Source organism: Ketobacter sp., assembly GCF_003671495.1.
In the GTDB taxonomy this organism is placed as follows: domain Bacteria; phylum Pseudomonadota; class Gammaproteobacteria; order Pseudomonadales; family Ketobacteraceae; genus Ketobacter.
In genome coordinates, this window is sequence record NZ_RCHN01000018.1 from 26,081 (window position 1) to 44,345 (window position 18,265).

17 protein-coding genes are annotated in these 18,265 nt (G+C 60.2%); 11 read left to right on the forward strand and 6 right to left on the reverse strand.

Annotation, left to right across the window (positions count from 1 at the left end; genetic code table 11):
* Positions 1-16: 16 nt before the first annotated feature.
* From D9N14_RS08890 to D9N14_RS08935, 10 genes are all read left to right on the forward strand, one after another.
* A complete protein-coding gene (locus D9N14_RS08890; RefSeq protein WP_290579019.1) occupies positions 17-2,014 on the forward strand; it encodes a phytase in 1,998 nt (665 codons plus the stop codon).
* A gap of 80 nt (positions 2,015-2,094) precedes the next feature.
* On the forward strand, positions 2,095-2,748 hold the full coding sequence (tolQ, locus tag D9N14_RS08895) for a protein TolQ (RefSeq protein WP_317622600.1): 654 nt from the start codon (positions 2,095-2,097) through the stop codon (positions 2,746-2,748).
* An 11-nt stretch (positions 2,749-2,759) separates the two neighbouring features.
* Entirely contained in the window at positions 2,760-3,203 is a 444-nt protein-coding gene (tolR, locus tag D9N14_RS08900) for a protein TolR (protein WP_290579020.1), read from the forward strand.
* Complete coding sequence (locus D9N14_RS08905; protein ID WP_290579021.1) at positions 3,203-3,958, forward strand: energy transducer TonB; 756 nt, start codon at positions 3,203-3,205, stop codon at positions 3,956-3,958. Before tolR ends, D9N14_RS08905 begins: the two co-directional genes overlap by 1 nt.
* Before the next feature lie 83 nt (positions 3,959-4,041).
* Positions 4,042-6,006 carry a PhoX family protein gene (locus D9N14_RS08910; protein ID WP_290579022.1) on the forward strand — a complete coding sequence of 655 codons (1,965 nt, stop codon included), beginning with the start codon at positions 4,042-4,044 and terminating at the stop codon, positions 6,004-6,006.
* 132 nt (positions 6,007-6,138) lie between these two features.
* Positions 6,139-7,293, forward strand: a complete 1,155-nt coding sequence (locus D9N14_RS08915) for an acyl-CoA dehydrogenase family protein (RefSeq protein ID WP_317622598.1) — start codon at positions 6,139-6,141, stop codon at positions 7,291-7,293.
* Positions 7,294-7,315: 22 nt separating this feature from the next.
* Positions 7,316-7,987, forward strand: coding sequence for a GntR family transcriptional regulator (locus D9N14_RS08920; RefSeq protein WP_290579023.1), 672 nt, complete (start codon positions 7,316-7,318; stop codon positions 7,985-7,987).
* A 22-nt stretch (positions 7,988-8,009) separates the two neighbouring features.
* A complete protein-coding gene (locus tag D9N14_RS08925; protein WP_290579024.1) occupies positions 8,010-8,798 on the forward strand; it encodes an SDR family oxidoreductase in 789 nt (262 codons plus the stop codon).
* Between the two features lie 258 nt (positions 8,799-9,056).
* Positions 9,057-9,509 (forward strand): bacteriohemerythrin, encoded by a 453-nt coding sequence (locus D9N14_RS08930; protein ID WP_290579025.1) that lies wholly within the window; start codon positions 9,057-9,059, stop codon positions 9,507-9,509.
* Between the two features lie 14 nt (positions 9,510-9,523).
* Positions 9,524-9,985, forward strand: a complete 462-nt coding sequence (locus tag D9N14_RS08935) for a bacteriohemerythrin (RefSeq protein WP_290579026.1) — start codon at positions 9,524-9,526, stop codon at positions 9,983-9,985.
* Positions 9,986-10,004: 19 nt separating this feature from the next.
* Here the strand turns inward: D9N14_RS08935 and D9N14_RS08940 are convergent, their stop codons facing one another.
* The 6 genes from D9N14_RS08940 to def all read right to left on the reverse strand — a co-directional run bounded on the left by D9N14_RS08940 (position 10,005) and on the right by def (position 16,906).
* Positions 10,005-10,997 carry a sensor domain-containing diguanylate cyclase gene (locus tag D9N14_RS08940; RefSeq protein ID WP_290579027.1) on the reverse strand — a complete coding sequence of 331 codons (993 nt, stop codon included), beginning with the start codon at positions 10,995-10,997 and terminating at the stop codon, positions 10,005-10,007.
* A gap of 103 nt (positions 10,998-11,100) precedes the next feature.
* Positions 11,101-12,552: a TrkH family potassium uptake protein gene (locus D9N14_RS08945; protein WP_290579028.1), complete on the reverse strand. Its 1,452-nt coding sequence runs from the start codon at positions 12,550-12,552 to the stop codon at positions 11,101-11,103.
* Between the two features lie 21 nt (positions 12,553-12,573).
* Positions 12,574-13,950 carry a Trk system potassium transporter TrkA gene (trkA, locus tag D9N14_RS08950; RefSeq protein ID WP_290579029.1) on the reverse strand — a complete coding sequence of 459 codons (1,377 nt, stop codon included), beginning with the start codon at positions 13,948-13,950 and terminating at the stop codon, positions 12,574-12,576.
* Positions 13,951-14,055: 105 nt separating this feature from the next.
* Positions 14,056-15,405 (reverse strand): 16S rRNA (cytosine(967)-C(5))-methyltransferase RsmB, encoded by a 1,350-nt coding sequence (gene rsmB / locus D9N14_RS08955; RefSeq protein WP_290579030.1) that lies wholly within the window; start codon positions 15,403-15,405, stop codon positions 14,056-14,058.
* Positions 15,402-16,364: a methionyl-tRNA formyltransferase gene (fmt, locus tag D9N14_RS08960; RefSeq protein WP_290579031.1), complete on the reverse strand. Its 963-nt coding sequence runs from the start codon at positions 16,362-16,364 to the stop codon at positions 15,402-15,404. Before fmt ends, rsmB begins: the two co-directional genes overlap by 4 nt.
* 29 nt (positions 16,365-16,393) lie before the next feature.
* Positions 16,394-16,906 carry a peptide deformylase gene (gene def, locus D9N14_RS08965; RefSeq protein ID WP_290579032.1) on the reverse strand — a complete coding sequence of 171 codons (513 nt, stop codon included), beginning with the start codon at positions 16,904-16,906 and terminating at the stop codon, positions 16,394-16,396.
* Positions 16,907-17,154: 248 nt separating this feature from the next.
* On the opposite strand from def, the gene D9N14_RS08970 reads away from it, so the two are divergent.
* On the forward strand, positions 17,155-18,204 hold the full coding sequence (locus D9N14_RS08970; protein ID WP_290579033.1) for a LysM peptidoglycan-binding domain-containing protein: 1,050 nt from the start codon (positions 17,155-17,157) through the stop codon (positions 18,202-18,204).
* Positions 18,205-18,265: the final 61 nt, after the last annotated feature.

Consider the following 18,265-nt stretch of genomic DNA (forward strand, 5'->3'; position numbering starts at 1 on the left):
GGATACGATTCGAACCATGAACATCAGGTACACAGTTTGTAATGGAATGGGTTCTCCGCTGGCATCTTTACGGGTATGGCTGCTGGCGTTGAGCCTGGCGGGTTGTGCCGGTAACGCTGTGTCGCCGTCAGCGCACACCTGGGCGCCGCAATCACCCTGGCCCATCGAAGACATCCGCCTGTTGCCTCAACCGGTGGGGCATGCTGGCGGGGATCGGGTCATGGTCAGTGAGCAGGCCGGGCTGCTGCTGCTGAATCCAGAGGGCGCCGCCGTGGCGCAACTGCCCGGCAGTTTTGAGCGCCTGGATGTGCGGGTGCAGTTAGAGCAACAGGAACAAGTGCAAGTAGCCACCTATGACCGGGATCGTCAACAGGTGATGTTGGTGACTTACCGCGCCGCCGAAAACCAGTGGCAAGCACCGCACTGGATACCGGCCCAGGCGTTCGCCGTGGAGGGATTGTGCCTTTACCAGCGGGAGCAATTGACGTTTGTGTTCGTTTTGGGAACCGAGGGACAGGGAAGTCAACTTTTGGTGGCAGACGCAAATGGTTGGTTGGCAACGCCGCGTTCGGTTCGAGCCATTGGCGTCCCGCCGGGGGCAGAGCATTGTCAGGTGGATGACCGCGGCCAGTGGCTGTACATCAGCGAACCCCATGCCGGTGTCTGGCGTTATCCCGCACACGAAGAAGTGGAAGTGCAACGGCATCCGGTGGCGATGCGGGCACCGTTCGGGCAGTTGAGCCAGGGCGCCGATGCGTTGGCCTTGAGTGCCGAAGGCATGCTGCTGCTGGACGCGGCCGCCGGCAACCTGTACCGGATTACTGGCCAGGATGCGGAGCATTGGCAGGTACAACAATCCTGGCAGGTGCAACAACAGTCCTCCCTGCAGGCGGAGATTGCCATGGCCGAGCCACAACAGGTGTCCCTGCGTGAAGAGGACAACACCTGGTTGTTGTTGTTACTGGATGACGCTCAACAGGCGTGGCAACTGCGGTTGCCCAAGCCCACCGTTCCGTCATCGCAGCAGACCACCCCCGCAGGCAATCCTGTGATCCCCGTGCTGCAACCCAGTGCCCAAACCGCGCCGGTCCAGCAACGGGGTGATGCAGCAGACGATCCCGCCATCTGGGTACACGCAACGGACCCCGCACAGAGTCGGGTGGTGGGCACCAACAAGCAGCGCGGGCTGCTGGTGTACGACCTGGCAGGCAACCTGGTGCAGAGCCTGCCGGTGGGCCGCCTTAACAATGTGGACCTGCGTTACGGTGATGAATTCGATGTGGCCGTGGCCAGTAACCGCGATCTGAATTCCGTGTCGGTGTTCCGCATCGAGCATGGCAGCGGTCACTTCACACATGTGGGGGAGATGCCCACCAATTTAACGGCCATCTACGGCATCTGCCTGTATCAACCGGCCGCCAATGAATGGCAGGTACTGGCCAACGACAAAGATGGCACCTTCCAACAGTATCGTCTTGCCATTATCGACCAGCAGGTGCAGGGAGAGCTGGTGCGGCAGTTCGCCCTGGACAGTCAGCCGGAAGGCTGTGTGGTGGATGATGCCCGGCATGCCCTTTTTGTGGGGGAAGAGGACACCGGTGTCTGGCGTTTGGATGCGCGCCCGAACCAAGCTGAGCCACAACCTTTGCAAAAAACGCCGGTGCTGATGGTGGGTGAGGTGTTGCAAGCGGATGTGGAAGGTCTGGCCCTGTATCAGGGAGACCGATCCTATCTGGTGATCTCCAGCCAGGGCAACGACAGCTATGTGGTACTGGACAGCGAGCCGCCCTATGCGCTGCAGGGTGTGTTCCGCATCGGGTTGAACGCAGAACTGGGCATCGACGGTGCATCGGAAACCGATGGCCTGGAAGTCACCGCCGCCAATCTGGGGGCGCCCTATGAGGACGGTTTGCTGGTGGTGCAGGACGGGCGCAAACGCATGCCGGACGGCAACCAGAATTTCAAACTGGTGCCCTGGTCTGCGGTGAAGGCGGGTCTGCAGCTTGCCCCTTAACGGTTTTGTCATGAATCAGACATGCAAATGCAATAGTGTAATGTTCGAGGTATAGAAACGTGTCGACGGTGGTGGAAAATATGTCGGTGTCCAGCCTGATCGCGGATGCCAGCCCCTTGGTGCAAGGGGTGATGCTGGTGTTGTTGCTGGCATCCCTGGTGTCCTGGTTTTTTATTGTGTTGCGGGCCGGCAGTCTGCGGGGGGATGTGCGGGATCTGCAGAGGTTCCTGCAGCACTTCCGCGATGGCGACGGCATCAGTGAACTGCGGGCGGACCCGCGTTCCGCAGTGGCGCAGATCTTCAACGCCGGTATGGACGAGTACAGCCATTTGAGCGCTCACGCCGGAGTGCCCCCTGAGGCCGTTCTGGAAGGAGCCCAGCGGGCCATGCGCATGGCCATCGCCCACCAGGAGGAGCGCCTGGATCAGGCATTGCCGTTCCTGGCCACGGTGGGCTCCACCAGCCCCTACATCGGCCTGTTCGGCACCGTATGGGGCATCATGAATTCCTTCATCGGTTTGTCCGGCGCCCAGCAGGCCACCCTGGCTGCCGTGGCCCCGGGCATTGCCGAAGCACTGATCGCCACCGCCATCGGCCTGTTTGCAGCGATTCCGGCGGTGATTGCCTACAACCGGCTCAGTTCCCGCTCGGAAATGCTGTTGAGCCGTTACCTGAGCTTTGCCGACGAAGTGCTGGCCCGGCTGCACCGGCGCCTGCATACGGCGAAGGCCTGAAGGAGCACCCTATGGGAGTGTATCGAGCCGGGCGCAAACCCAAAGCCGAAATGAACGTGGTGCCCTACATCGACGTGATGCTGGTGTTGCTGGTGATTTTTATGGTGACGGCACCCATGCTGACGCCTCAACATGTGCCGGTGGAGTTACCCAAAGTGGCCAGTGCGGCGTTGCCTTCCCTGGCGCCGCAGCAGATTGTAACGCTCACCGTGCAGGAGGACGGAGGCTACCATTGGCATGTGGGCAGCGAGTTGAATGAGCAAGACGTTACCGACAGCGCCATGTCCCTGCCGCAGATGAGTCAGCGGATTCAAATGCTGGTGGCGTCCGACCCGCAGACCCGGGTGTTTATCCGCGCCGACACCCACGCCGACTATGGTCACGTGGTGGCCGCCATGTCTGCCCTGCAGAACAACGGGATCACCCGCCTGGGCCTGTTGACGGAAACCCCCTGATGATCAGCGCCGGCAGCACCGTTTCCCTGTGGGACCGAATCGATTTGCTGGGCGCCGGCCTGGTGTCGGTGATGCTGCATTTTGTGCTGGGGCTGGTATTGTTCTGGAGCTGGCAACCCCTGCCGGCTCCCCCCAGTGCCCAGCAGGTGTTGCAGGCGGAGTTGTACCGGCCGGCACCAGCCCCGGCGCCACTCCCGACACCACCCCCGGCGCTGCCGAGGCCCGCCCCTCCTCCCGAGCTCGCGCCCGAACCTCCTCCAGAACCCGCTGCAGCGGAACTGGCGCGCCTACGAAAAGAGCGTTTGGAGCAGGAACGCTTGGAAGAGCAGAAACGTAAGCAGCGTGAGCGTGAGGAACAGGCTAAACAAGAACAAGCCAGGAAGGAACAAGAGAAAGCCGCACAGCTCGCTGCACAACAAGCCGCACAACAGGCTGAAGAGCAGGCTCGCCTGGCTGCAGAGCGCTGGGCCGCCAACAACCACAGTTATGCCGCCCTGGACAAGCCGACGCCGGACTATCCCCCCCAGGCCCTGGATCGGGGCATTGAAGGGGATTGCACGGTGGAGTATACCGTGACCGCCCAAGGGTCTGTTGCCGCCCCCAAAGTGGTGGGACAATGTCATCCCCTGTTTATCCAGCCTTCCCTGCGGGCCGCCCAGGCGTTTCGTTATCAGCCCGCCCGGGTGGACGGTAAAGCCCAGCCGGTAAGCGGGGTACGCAACACCTTCCATTACCGTATTGAAGCGGTTCAGTGAAGATGAAAAAAACCTGTGTGAAAAAGCCCTGTGGGGTTTAACCCGCACGTTCTAACCAGAGTACGTTCAAAAAAGGAGCCAGCGTGACGGCCACTGACGATACCGACCACCAGCCGGTCAACCCCAGACCCCAACTCCGCCTGACGCGACGGCAGGTATTGCAGGGCGGCCTGGGTGCGTCGCTGTTGGGGATGCTGGGGGCCTGCAGTACCGGTCAGGATGCCGCCGGTCAGCCGCTGCTGGGCTTCACCTCGGTGCCGGTGCAGACCGATCCCCGGTTTGATCAGGTGCGGGTGGCGCCTGGCTATCAGGCCCGCCCCTTCTTCTCCTGGGGTGATCCGGTATTGCCGAACGCAGCACCCTGGCGCGCGGACGCCAGCAATAGCTGGCAGGAACAGGAGGGCCAGGCCGGCCAGAACCACGATGGCATGCATTTCTTCCCGTTTCCGGAAACCCTGTCCGCTGCAGGCCTGGGTTCGAGTTCAGGTGCAAGTTCAAATTCAAATCCAGGCCGAGGCCTGCTGGTGGTCAATCACGAATACGTGAATCCCACCCTGCACCCCAACGGCTTTTCCTGGGTGGAGGGCAAACGGCCCGCGGATGAGGTGCGCAAAGAGCAGGCCGCCCACGGGCTCAGCATCATTGAAATTCACCAGGATGCCGCCGGCCAATGGCAGACCGTGCCCGGCTCCCGTTTTAACCGCCGCCTCACCGCCAACACCCCCATGGCCATGGCGGGCCCGGCAGCAGGTCACCCCTGGCTGCGCACCGTCGCCGACCCGAGTGGCCGCCGGGTATTGGGCACCCTGAACAACTGTTCCATGGGGGTCACCCCCTGGGGCACCTACCTGATGTGCGAAGAAAACTGGCACCAGTATTTCTATAACGGCGATGCGGCGGATCACCAGGGGCGACCCTCCCATTGGCGCAACGGCGTGCCCACCCGCGGTGGCCGAACCTACCAGGGCTGGGAAACGGCGGACCCCCGTTTTGATGCCACACCGCGCCCTGGGCAGCCCCATGCCGGCTACGTGAACGAACCGCACCGCTTTGGCTGGGTGGTGGAGGTGGACCCGTTTGACCCCACCAGCACCCCCATCAAGCGCACGGCCCTTGGCCGGTACAGCCGGGAATGCGCCACCGTCGCCGTGGGTGCGGATGGCACCATGGCGGTGTACTCCGGTGACGACACCCGGGGAGAATATATCTACAAATTCGTGCCCCGGGAGGCCTACGCTCCCCAGCAAACCGAGCACAATGGGTCACGGCTCGACCGCTCCCTGCTGGATACCGGCACTCTCTATGTCGCCTGTCTCAACGAAGACGGCAGCGGCCAGTGGCGGGCGCTGGTGTGGGGGCAGAACGGACTCACCCCGGAGCACGGCTTTGCCGATCAGGCCCAGGTGCTGATCAATGCCCGGCTGGCGGCGGACCAACTGGGGGCCACCCCCATGGACCGGCCGGAATGGGTGGCCATCCATCCCCACAGCCGGGATGTGTATGTCTCGCTCACCAACAATAAAGACCGCGGTAACAAGCAGCCCCTGCACCCGGCCAACCCCCGGGCCAACAACCTGCATGGCCAGATCCTGAAACTGCAGGAGCAGGATGCTAACCCCGCGGCCACCGGGTTCCGCTGGGAGCTCTTCCTGTTGGCGGGGGACGCCCCCGGGGATTCCGCGCAAGCACTGGATAACCATGTCGGCAACATCCGCGGGGATGTATTTTCCTCCCCCGATGGCCTGGCCTTTGATCAGGCAGGCCGCCTGTGGATTCAAACCGATTACGATGATGAGGCGCCGCAGAATGCCAACATGGGCTGCAACCAGCTGCTCTGTGCCGACCCGGTGAGCCGCGAGGTGCGGCGCTTTCTGGTGGGCCCCCGGGGCTGCGAGATCACCGGTATTACCTTCGCCCCGGACCAGCGCACCCTGTGGATCAACATCCAGCACCCGGGCATCAACTACCCCGCCAGCGACGGCAAAACCCGCCCCCGCTCCACCACCGTGGTCATCACCAAGGACGATGGGGGCGTGATCGGGTCATGAGGGTGTGCTCGTCCTGACGGGCTCGGCACCATTACCACCTGACCGATTCGCTCACCTCGACAGTAACAATGACCAATTGGCCACCCCCGGCAAATTGTATACAATCTTTTCCTTTTTTTGAGGGAAGTAAAGATGACTGCAGACACCCTGTTGAGCCGGGAAGACCGCGAGCTGTTCCGGGACACCTTCCGTAAGTTCCTGAAAAATGAAGTGGAACCCTACTACGCCCAGTGGGAGAAGGAAGAGATCTTCCCCCGCGAGCTGTGGCACAAGCTGGGTCAGAATGGCTTCCTGGCGGTGGATGTGCCGGAAGAGTACGGCGGTTACGGGGCCGACTTTGCCCTGTCGGCCATCATCATCGACGAATTCGCCCGCAACAACTACATGGCACTGGCCTCCAGCGTGTCGGTGCATTCCGACATCGTCACCCCCTACATCCTGCATCTGGGCAGCGAGGAGCAAAAACAGCAGTGGCTGCCGAAGATGGTGAGCGGGGAAGCGGTGGGGGCCATCGCCATGACCGAACCCGGTGCCGGTTCCGACCTGCAGGGCATGCGCACCTCCGCCGTGTTGAAAGACGGCCAGTACAGCATCAACGGCCAGAAGACCTTCATCACCAACGGCCAGCATTGTGACGTGATTGTGGTGGCCGCCAAAACCGATCCCAACGCCGGCGCCAAGGGCATCACCCTGTTCACCGTGGACGCCACCCTGCCCGGCTTCGAGCGTGGCCGCAACCTCGAGAAAATGGGCCTGCACTGCGGCGACACCTCCGAGCTGTTTTTTGACAACGTCACCGTGCCGGAAGCCGAAATCCTGGGTGGTCTGGGCAAAGGCTTTGCCAACCTGATGAACGAACTGCCGCGGGAGCGCCTGATCCTCGCCATCAGCGCCATCATGGCCTGTGAAGGCATGATCGAATCCACCGTGGAATACGTGAATGAGCGCAAGGCGTTCGGCATGGCGGTGTCCCAGTTCCAGAACACCCGCTTCAAACTGGCGGACCTGAAAACCCAGGTGGAAGTGAACAAGGCCTACATCCAGCAGTGCATCGGCAAGTATGAACAGAACGCACTGTCGGCGGTGGAAGCCTCCATGGCCAAGCTGTCCACCACCGAACTGCAATCCAAAGTGGCGGATGAATGTCTGCAGTTGTTCGGCGGCTACGGCTACATGATGGAATACGGTATCTCCCGTGCGTATATGGATGCCCGCATCCAGCGCATCTACGGCGGCACGTCCGAGATCATGAAGGAAATCATCGCCCGCTCTTTGGTGGGCAAATAAGGCAGCCGGATAACATCAGCCTATGACCGATGCCCTGAAATCCACCCGCTCCCTCAACGTCACCGAAGCCCTGCGGGAATTATTGCTGCAGGGTGAGTTTGATCCCGGCACCCGTCTGCAGGAAACCTGGCTGGCGGAACGCATGCAGGTGTCGCGCACGCCGATCCGGGAAGCGTTGCGGGTGCTGGCCAAGGATGGCCTGCTGGAATACGCCCCCAACAAAGGCTATTCCGTGCGGCGCTTTTCCCTGGAGGACATCGTCAGCGCGTTCCGGGTGCGCTCCGTGCTGGAAGGACTGGGCTGTCGTTTGATTGCGGAACGGGGCCTGTCGGAGGCGCTGCGCACCACCCTGCAGTCCACCCTGCAAAGCGGTGAAAACCTGTTGCAAAGTGGCCAACTGGAGCGGGGGGAATTTGATGAATGGCGGGAGATGAACAAAGCTTTTCACCTCGCCATCCTGCTGGAGACCCACAATGATTTACTGGTGCGGTTCGCCAAACAGTCGCGCAATATTCCCATCGTGTTCAACGGTTCGTTTCGCTGGTACAGCCTGCGGGAATTTCAGCGGGCCCACGATCACCATCAGGTGATTTTCGACGCCATGAACCAGCAGCAACCGGAGCGGGCGGACTTCATGATGCAGGAACACGTCATGCACGCTGCCCACATCCTGAAAAAAAATTACAAAGATTGAAGGCTATCAGAGAGGAAACCCTATGAGTTCGTTGTTTACTGTGGAAGGTCGCGTTGCCCTGGTCACCGGGGGCACCAGCGGCATCGGCTACATGATTGCCCAGGGACTGGTGAAGAACGGCGCCAAAGTCTATGTGGCGTCGCGCAAGGCAGAAGCCTGCGCCAAGACCGCCGAAGAGCTGTCAGCCTTCGGCACCTGTATTGGCATCCCTGCTGACCTGTCCAGCGAACAGGGTTGTCTGGATCTGGTGAACGCCATCCAGCAGCAGGAAGGCAAATTGAATATTCTGGTGAACAACGCCGGAGTGACCTGGGGTGCGCCCTTGGAGCAGTATCCCGGTGAAGCCTGGGATAAAATCCAGAACCTGAATGTGAAATCCGCCTTTGTCATGACCCAGAAATGTTTGCCCATGCTGGAAGCGGCCGCCAGTGCCGACGATCCGGCGCGGGTCATCAACATCACCTCGGTGGCCGGGCAAATGTATGGCAGCATGCAAGCCTACGCCTACGGCCCCAGCAAGGCGGCCCTCAACCACCTCACCAAAATTCTCGCCGGTGAACTGGCGGCCAAGCACATTACGGTCAACGCCATTGCCCCCGGCGTGTTCCCCAGCCGCATGACCACCTTTGTGTTGAAGGATGAAAAGATGGCGGAGCAGCAACGTCAGGCGGTGCCCCTGGGTCGCTTGGGCGAACCCCGGGACATGGAAGGCCTGGCCGTGTTCCTGTCCTCTCCCGCCGGTGCCTATATCACCGGGAACGTGATTGCCCTGGACGGCGGCACCGCGGTCAAATCCCCGGACATCATCTAGCTCTCGGTTCATCCAGGTATTTATTCTTTCATCAGGGCCAGCGCATCGACCACCACCCGCTGGCCCGGTGGTTTGTGCTCACTGTTTGCGGTCCACCACATCCCCTTTGTGAACCCCCTCACGTTCCTGGCCTGGTGCGGCTAAAAAACACCGCTTTTATTGAGCTGGATCGGTATTCGCTCTTTCCGTGCTGGAGCACGGTAGCCCCCCGACTATATTGACAGTAACCGAAGCGCAGTAAGCAAGGAGGCAAAGACGATGAACTTACAGTGGTCTTCCGAACTGGAAATTGGCATCCCCGTAATCGACAGCCAGCATCAACGCATTGTGGAATACATCGGCAAAGTGGAGCTGGCGCACCAGCATCACAGTCAGGCGGAACTGATGGAAGTGTTGGACGAGCTGGTGGACTACACCCTGTCCCACTTTGCGTTTGAAGAATCCCTGATGGAAGAGGCCGGCTACCCTTTCCTCAAAGCCCATCAGAAAGTGCATGCCCTGTTCACCCGCCGGGTTGACAGTTATCAGCAACAGGCCCGCGCCGGGGCGGATATCACCGATGAATTGTTGCATACCCTGAAAGCCTGGTTGGTGAATCACATCAAGCACGACGATCGTGACTATGGCGATGTGGTGAAAGCCAATATGGAAGAGGCCACCCGTCGGGTCAGAGCACGCAAGGCCGGTTGGGTTGCGCGCCTGTTCGGATAATCAGGAGGATTCTCATGCCGCATTTTGTCTGGTCCAGTGAATTTGAACTGGGTATCCCGGTCATCGATGGCCAACACCGGCGCATCATTGATTACATCAATCGTGTTTATGACGTGTTGGAGCATGATCCCGACCAGGCCCGGATCAACGCCGTGCTGACCGACCTGGTGGACTACACCTTTTCCCATCTCACGTTTGAGGAAGCCATGCTGGAGGAAATTGGCTACGGCGACTTTGACAGTCATCAGCTGGCCCACCGAACCTTCACCAAGCTGATTGAAACCCTGCGGCAGCGGGCGTTACAGGGGGAGTCGGTGGGGGCGGAGCTGGCGGCTTTCCTCAACAACTGGCTGATCACCCACATCATGGCGGAAGACGCTGGTTATGTGGATGCGGTGCAGGCGCACCTGGCGGGCAGCGAAGCGGGCCGGCGCCGCTACTGGTTGCACAAGGCCGTGACCCGTTATTTTCAATAGACGCGGCACCCGCTGAGGGTCAGCCTGCGTCCACCTGGTCGGAATTATGATTGTGGTGTTTGTCGGCGTACATCCGCTCATCCACCAGTGACACCATACGGTCGATGGCGGTTAACTCCTCCACCCCGAACAGACGATAGCCGATACTGACGCTGGGCTTCAGCGCTTCCAGCTCCCCACTGCAGAGGTTGGTCAGCTCGGAACGGATGCGGGCCGCCATTTTCGGCAGAGCCTGGGCATCACCGGGCATCATCACCACCACAAACTCGTCACCGCCGATGCGGCCCGCCACATCGCTGTCCCGCAGCACATTGTGAATGGCCGTGGCCAGGGCCGAGATGGTTTTGTCTCCCAGGCGGTGGCCGTACTGGTCGTTGATCTGCTTGAGCCGATCCAGATCCAGGTACATCACCCCTACGCTTTGTTTCAGGCGCTGGGCCAGGCGCACGTGCTTTTCCGCCTGGATAAAAAAGCCACGACGATTGAGCAGGCGGGTCAGTTCATCCTTGGTGGACAATTCCAGCAACTGTAAAAACTGGCTATTGAGGAGCAGATCCCCTTCCACCAGATCGCGGAACTGCCACAGCAACTCCTGATAGGTGCGGTTGTAGTGGGTGACGGCAAAATCCAGCACGCAAATCGTGCCGAAACAGGCGCCGTCAGGCCAATAGATGGGGACCCCGAGAAACGAATTGATACGGTGGGACTGCACCACCGGGTTATCCTGCCATTCCGGCATGGTGGTGGCGTGATTCACGTACAGAGGTCCGGCCAGGCGGATCACCTCGGCACTGAACAGCTTCGCCTCTTTGGCAAAACGTTCGCCGGCCTGATAGGGCGAGTTCGCATTCTTGTTGCCGATGACAACCTGGTAGCCGTGGGAGGTGGACTGGATGATATAAACTGCAGGGGATTCATACAGTTTCGCTACCAGATCCACTGTGGTCTGCCACTTTTTCAGGGAAATCATCGGATTCTGTTGTTCAAGAATCCATTCGTCACGATTGAACATAACCGATGATCATCTTGGTGGGTGTTATTCCGAGTATAGCCAGATTTGCTGATGGCAGGCGTATTCTGCTCGCAAATTGGAAAAAAATCACAAAAAACCGAACTTAATGACGCCAGAACATGGGGGTAAACAGTACCAGCAAGGTGAAAATCTCCAGTCGCCCCAACAGCATGGCGAAGCACAGTATCCATTTGGCGGTGTCGCTGATCTCCCCGTAGTGCACCGAGACCGTGCCGATACCCGGACCCAGGTTGTTGAGGCAGGCGGCCACCGCGGAAAAGCCGCTGATGAAATCCAGCCCGGTGGCCAGCATGGCCAGGAACAGAACGCAGAAGCTGATCAGGTAAATCCCGAAAAACCCCCAGACCGCCTCGATCACCCGATCCGGTACCGCTTTATTGGAGAGCTTGATGATCATCACCGCATTGGGGTGGATCAGGCGGCGGATTTCCCGCAGGCCCTGCTTGAACATCAGGTACACCCGAATCGCCTTGATGCCGCCGCCGGTGGAAGCCGCACAGGCACCTACAAAGCTGCCCATGATCAGGGCGGTGGCCAGCAACGGGTGCCAGGCCGAGAAATCCGCCACCCCATAACCGGTGGTGGTGCCGATGGAGACGGTTTCAAACAGGGCATGGCGGGCCGCCAGCAACGGATCGGAATATTCATTGGTGAGCAGCAATCCGACAAACACCAGCAGGCTGATGCTCAACAGCACCGTGATGTAGAAGCGGAATTCCGGATCCTGGAAATAGGAAAAAACATTACGCCGCCGCCAGGCCAGAAAATGCAGGCCGAAGTTCACCCCCGCCAACAGCATGAACAGCACCGTCACCAGCTCGATGCTGGTACTTTGGAAATAGCCGATGCTGGCGTCGTGGGTGGAAAACCCGCCGATGGCCACGGTGGAAAAGCTGTGGCTGATGGCATCGAACACACTCATGCCACAGAGCCAGTACGCCAGGGCACAGGCCAGGGTCAACGACACATAGATGTACCAGAGGGCCTTGGCTGTCTCGGTGATGCGCGGGGTGAGTTTGTTGTCCTTCACCGGGCCGGGGGCTTCCGCCCGGTACAACTGCATACCGCCCACACCGAGCATGGGCAGGATCGCCACCGCCAGCACGATGATTCCCATGCCACCCAACCATTGCAATTGCTGGCGATAGAAGAGGATGGACTTGGGCAGCGCGTCGATGCCGCTGATGACGGTGGCACCGGTGGTGGTCAAACCGGAAATGGATTCAAACACCGCATCCGCCACATCCATGTGGGGTTCATCCCCCAGCATAAACGGAATGGCGCCGAACAACCCCAGCACGGTCCAGAACAGCACCACCACCACGAACCCATCCCGCACCCGCAAATCCTGTTTGCGATTCTGCACCGGCAGCCAGCACAGCAGGCCTGCCACCAGGGTGATGGCAAAGGCGTAGATGAACTGTTGGGCGCCACCGTCGTTGTAGATCAGGGCCACCAGGGCCGGCAACAGCATGGTGCTGCTGTAGACCATCAGCAGCAGGCCAAGAATGCGAAGGATGACGGCTGGATGCATGGTTGCGTTGGGTTCCCCGGTTTAAAAGAAAGTAATGCCCACCTGGAAGAGCCGTTCCACATCCTGGATACGACGCTTGTCGATCAGGAACAGCACCACGTGATCGTCGGATTCCACCACAATGTCGTCGTGGGCGATCAGCACCTGATCCTGGCGCACAATGGCGCCGATGGTGGTGCCTTCCGGCAGGTCAATGTCGCCGATGGCCTTGCCCACCACCTTGGAGGACTTCTCGTCACCGTGGGCAATGGCCTCGATGGCTTCCGCCGCACCCCGGCGCAGGGAATGCACGTTGGCCACGTCACCGCGCCGCACGTGGGTGAGCAGGCTGCCGATGGTGGCCTGTTGCGGTGAGATGGCAATGTCGATATCACCGCCCTGCACCAGGTCCACATAGGCGGGGTTGTTGATCAGCGTCATCACCTTGCGTGCGCCCAGGCGCTTGGCCAGCATGGAAGACATGATGTTGGCTTCGTCGTCGTTGGTGACGGCAATAAAAATATCCGTGTCTTCCACGCTTTCTTCCAGCAGCAGATCCTGGTCCGAGGCGTTGCCGCGGATGACGATGGTTTTATTGAGTTTCTCCGCCAGGAATTCGCAACGGCTCTGGTTGCGCTCGATGATCTTCACCTGATAGCGGCTTTCCAGCGCCTCACACAGGCGCTCCCCGATATTACCGCCGCCGGCGATGATGATTTTTTTGTAGTTGTGTTCCAGTCCCCGCAACTCGCTCATCACCGCCCGGATGTGATTTTTGGCGGCGATGAAGAACACCTCGTCGTCGGCTTCGATGATGGTGGTGCCTTCGGGAATGATGGGACGATCACGGCGGAAGATGGCCGCCACCCGGGTGTCCACCGCCGGCATGTGCTGGCGCAGGTAGCGCAGCTCACGCCCCACCAGTGGGCCGTTGAAATAGGCCTTCACCGCCACCAGCTGCAGTTTGCCCTCGGCAAAGTCCAGCACCTGCAGGGCGCCGGGGTGTTCGATCAGGCGGGTGATGTGGTTGGTCACCACCTGTTCCGGAGAAATAATGACGTCGATGGGAAAGGCTTCGTTGCCAAACAGGCCTTTGCTTTTGGCCAGGTAACTGGCTGCCCGCACCCGGGCGATTTTGGTGGGGGTACGGTGCAGGGAATAGGCTACCTGACAGGCCACCATATTGATCTCGTCACTGTTGGTGACGGCGATCAGCATATCCGCGTCGTCGGCACCGGCCTGCCGTAGTACGCTGGGATAGGAGGCCATGCCATTCACCGTGCGGATGTCATAACGGTCCTGCAGTTCATGCAAACGTTCGGAATCGGTATCCACCACGGTGATGTCGTTGTGCTCACTGGCCAGGTTGGCAGCCAGTGTGCCGCCCACTTGGCCGGCCCCAAGAATAATGATCTTCATGCTGCTCTATCGCTGTTTTGGTTGGGTTTCATGGCAACGGTCACATCCTATCACGATCGGCATTTCGGCAGCACTGCGCTTGTGTGACCTCATGTTGCAGCAGGCTCACGCTGGCGTGGCGCTGTGCAGTATTCTGGCATAGTAAAAGCCGTCGTGACCCTGGCGGCTGGGGAACAACTGGCGCCCGGCTTCGCAGGCCTGGCCCCAGGGTGCCTCGATGATGGATTCCACGGCGCGCGGCTGATGCTTGAGGAACGGGTTGACCACCCGGCTGTTCTCCTGGGGCAGGACGGAACAGGTGGCGTACAACAGGGTGCCGCCGGGCTTTAACAGGGCAAAGGCAATCTGCAACAGGCGCTGTTGGGTGTCTGCCAGTTTGCCGATGTCGGCCCGTTTGCGCAGCCACTTGATGTCCGGATGACGCCGGATCACACCGGTGGCAGAGCAGGGTGCGTCCAGCAGAATTCGATCGAACCGCGCATGGGGATGATCCTGGGCGTACTGTTCCAGGCTGCTGTGCTGCAGGGTGGCGTTGAGGTGGAGCCGGTTCAGGTTGTCCTGCACCCGGGTCAGGCGGCGGGCGTCCATGTCCAGGGCCACCAATTCCGCCAGCGCCGGTTGTTGTTCCAGCAAGTGACCGGTCTTGCCACCGGGGGCCGCGCAGGCATCCAGAATGCGCTCGCCGGGCTGGGGGTCCAACAGGAACGCACTCAGTTGCGCTGCTTCATCCTGCACTGACACCGCCCCCTCATCAAACCCGGGCAGCTCGCTGACCTCCCTGGCCTTCTCCAGATAAACGGCGCTGGCAGCCCATTGCCCGGCGCGGGCGCTGATATTGCGTTCCCTCAGCCGTGCCAGATATTGCTCGCGGCTGCCCTGGCGGACGTTGACCCGCAGGCACATGGGGCCCGGCTCGTTGTTGGCGTTAAACACGCTGGGCGCCTGCTGGGGCCAGGCCGCTTCAATGGCATCCACCAGCCATTTGGGGTGGGCGGTCTGAATGGGGGTGGTGTCCGGCAGTCCGGATTCCAGCAGGGCCTTGTCCCGTTGCGCGGTGCGCAGCATGCCGTTGATGACCTTTACCGCCCAGTCCTGTTGCAGCTGGCGGCAGGCTTCCACGGTTTCAGAAATGGCGGCGTGATCGGGAATGCGCAGGTAGAACATCTGGTACAGGCCCACCAGCAACAGGGCATGGAGTTGCGCGTCCTTGGGTTTGAACGGTTGGCGAATCAATGGCGCCGCCAGCTTGTCCAGGCGGGTGTACCAGCGGCACACTCCAAAACAGAGCTCCTGCAGCAGGCCCTGGTCTTTTTCCTCACTGGCCACCTGGGGCAGCAGGTCTGACAGGGAGCGCGGCTGGTGCTGCTGGCGGTTGAGGGGCAGTACCTGCTCCAGCAGTACCGCAGCGCGGGCGCGGGTGTTTAAGCTCGGCGAGAGCCGGGTTTGCGCGCTCAAAGGAAGCGGGCCCCCAATGCAAACCAGTCCGCCCTGGCGTTCAGAATGTCTGCCACCGGCAGGCGTTTTGCGCCCGGCAATTGCAGTTCCAGCAAGCGCAGAACACCGCTGCCGGTGGCCACGTCCAGGCTGTCCTTGTTCACCGCCAGCAAGGTGCCGGGGATGGTGTCCTCGACGGCTGGCGGTGCGGGCTGCTCCAGTGCCTGGCTGCGCCACACCCGCAGGGTGTTACCGTTCAGTTCCGTGTGGGCCACCGGCCAGGGGTTAAAGGCCCGCACCAGATTGTTCAGCTCGAAGGCGGAGCGGCTCCAGTCCAGGCGGCCCTCCTCTTTGCTGAGTTTGTGGGCGTAGGTGGCCAGGCTGTTGTCCTGGGGTTCCAGGGTGGCGCTGCCGTCGGCGATCTGTTCCAGGGTGTCCAGAATGGCCTTGCCGCCCATGTCCGCCAGGCGGTCGTGCAGGCTGCCGCCGGTATCATCCGCCGCAATGGGCGTGCAGGCTTTCAACAGCATGGCGCCGGTGTCCAGGCCCACGTCCATCTGCATGATGGTGACCCCGGACTCGGTGTCACCGGCGGCGATGGCGCGCTGGATGGGGGCGGCGCCGCGCCAGCGGGGCAGTAGGCTGGCATGCACGTTGATGCAGCCCAGGCGGGGTGCTTCCAGCACGGCCCGGGGCAGGATCAGGCCATAGGCCACCACCACCATCAGGTCGGCGTTGAGGGCAGCCAGTTGGGCCCGGTCGGGTTCGGCTTTGAAATTCAGGGGCTGGTACACGGCAATGTCCTGCTCCTGGGCGAGGGCTTTCACCGGGCTGGGGGTAAGTTTGCGGCCGCGGCCGGCGGGCCGGTCCGGTTGGGTATAGCAGGCAATAACCCGGTGGCGGGAGCCCAGGATGGACTGCAGCACTGTGGCGGCAAAATCAGGGGTGCCCGCAAAGACGATGTTCAGGGGTTCACTCACAGGGGGTCCTTAGCGATTGGCGGAGCGCATCAGCGGGCCTTGACCCGCTCCTTCTGTTCTTTCACCAGCTTCTTGCGGATGCGCTCCCGCTTCAGCTTGGAGATGTGGTCCACGAACAGTTTGCCGTCCAGGTGATCCAGTTCGTGCTGGATACAGACCGAGAGAATCCCGTCGCATTCCATCTCGAAGGGCTCCCCATCACGGTTCAGGGCCTGCAGCCGGATTTTCTCAGCCCGGGTCACGGTTTCGTAATAACCGGGCACCGACAGGCAGCCTTCATCGAAATCCTGTTCGCCGGAGATCACTTCATATTCCGGGTTAATCAGTACCAGAGGCTGGTTTTTTTCTTCGCTCACATCGATCACAACAATCCGCTGGTGTACGTTCACCTGGGTGGCGGCCAGGCCGATACCGGGGGCTTCGTACATGGTTTCCAGCATGTCGTCGGTGAGCTTGCGTATATTGTCGTCAACTTTTGTGACCGGCTTGGCCTTTGTACGCAGACGAGGGTCAGGAAATTCAAGAATATCCAGTATTGCCATCTTGAGAATGCCACTTTTCTAGTATAACTATAGATATTGTTGCTAAGATTATGATCATACAGGATTTGCTGTGTTGGTTTTTGCCAAACTTGGCTAAACTGTTAGTCAGATTGCGTAAAACACAACACCGTAAAACCGGTCTATAGTGAAATGAAGGCTGATTCCAGGGTGCTGGTGTTTTGCCGTTTCCCATATGCCAAAATTTGCCTGGGTTATCAGGCACCGATAATGATAAAGGGATTCTCACCATGATGAAATCATTTCTCAGGCTGGCTGGTGGCTGTTTGCTCGGCATCGCCATGCAGGTCTCCGCGGTTGAATTGAAGCCCGGTCACCCTGATGTGTATCCGGTGAAGCAAGGCGACACCCTGTGGGACATCTCCAATGCCTTCCTGAGCGATCCCTGGTTATGGCCCGAACTGTGGCATGTAAACCCCCAGATCAACAACCCGCACCTGATTTATCCCGGCGATCTGATCAAGCTGGTGTATGTCAACGGCAAGCCCGGCCTGACTGTGGAGCGTGGCCCCATGGTGTTCAAAAAAGGCGACACCGTGAAGCTGACTCCCCAGGTGCGCTCCGAACCCCTGAAATCCGTGATCCCCGCCATCCCGCTGGAGCATATCCAGAGCTTTCTCAAGAACAACCGGGTGATGACCGAAGAAGAGATCGACGCCTCCCCTTATATCCTGTCCGGTGATGAGGACCACATCGTCATGGGTCTGGGTGACTATATGTACGCCCGCTACCAGCCCGGCTGGGAGGATGCGCAGCAGGCCTATGGTGTGTATCGCAAGGGCCCTGCCTATATTGATCCGGAAACCAAGGAGTTGCTGGGCTTTGCGGCCCTGGACCTGGGTCTGGCCCGCTTTGAAAGCAGCGAAGATGAAGTGGCCCGCTTCAAGATCACCAACTCCAACGAAGACATCCGCCCCAACGACCGGTTGATTCCCACCGAAGAGCGTAAAGTGGATTCGGTGTTCTATCCCAAATCACCGGATATGGAAGTGAACGGGGAAATCCTGCATGTGTTCAGCGGCGTGCGCAATGTGAGCCAATATGATGTGGTGGTGCTGAACCGCGGTGACCGCGACGGCATGAGCATCGGCGATGTGCTGGCGGTGCACACCAAGGGCTCCATCGTCAAAGACCGCATCACCAAGGAGCTGGTGAAACTGCCGGATGAACGGCGCGGCATTCTGATGGTGTTCCGCACCTTTGAAAAAGTCAGCTATGGCCTGATTTTGCGGGCGGAAGCGCCGCTGAAAGTGGGTGACTTTGTGAAGAACCCCACCTGATACCGGTTTGAATCCGAAATCCCCAAAAGCCCGCTCCTACGTGCGGGCTTTTGCGTGTCTG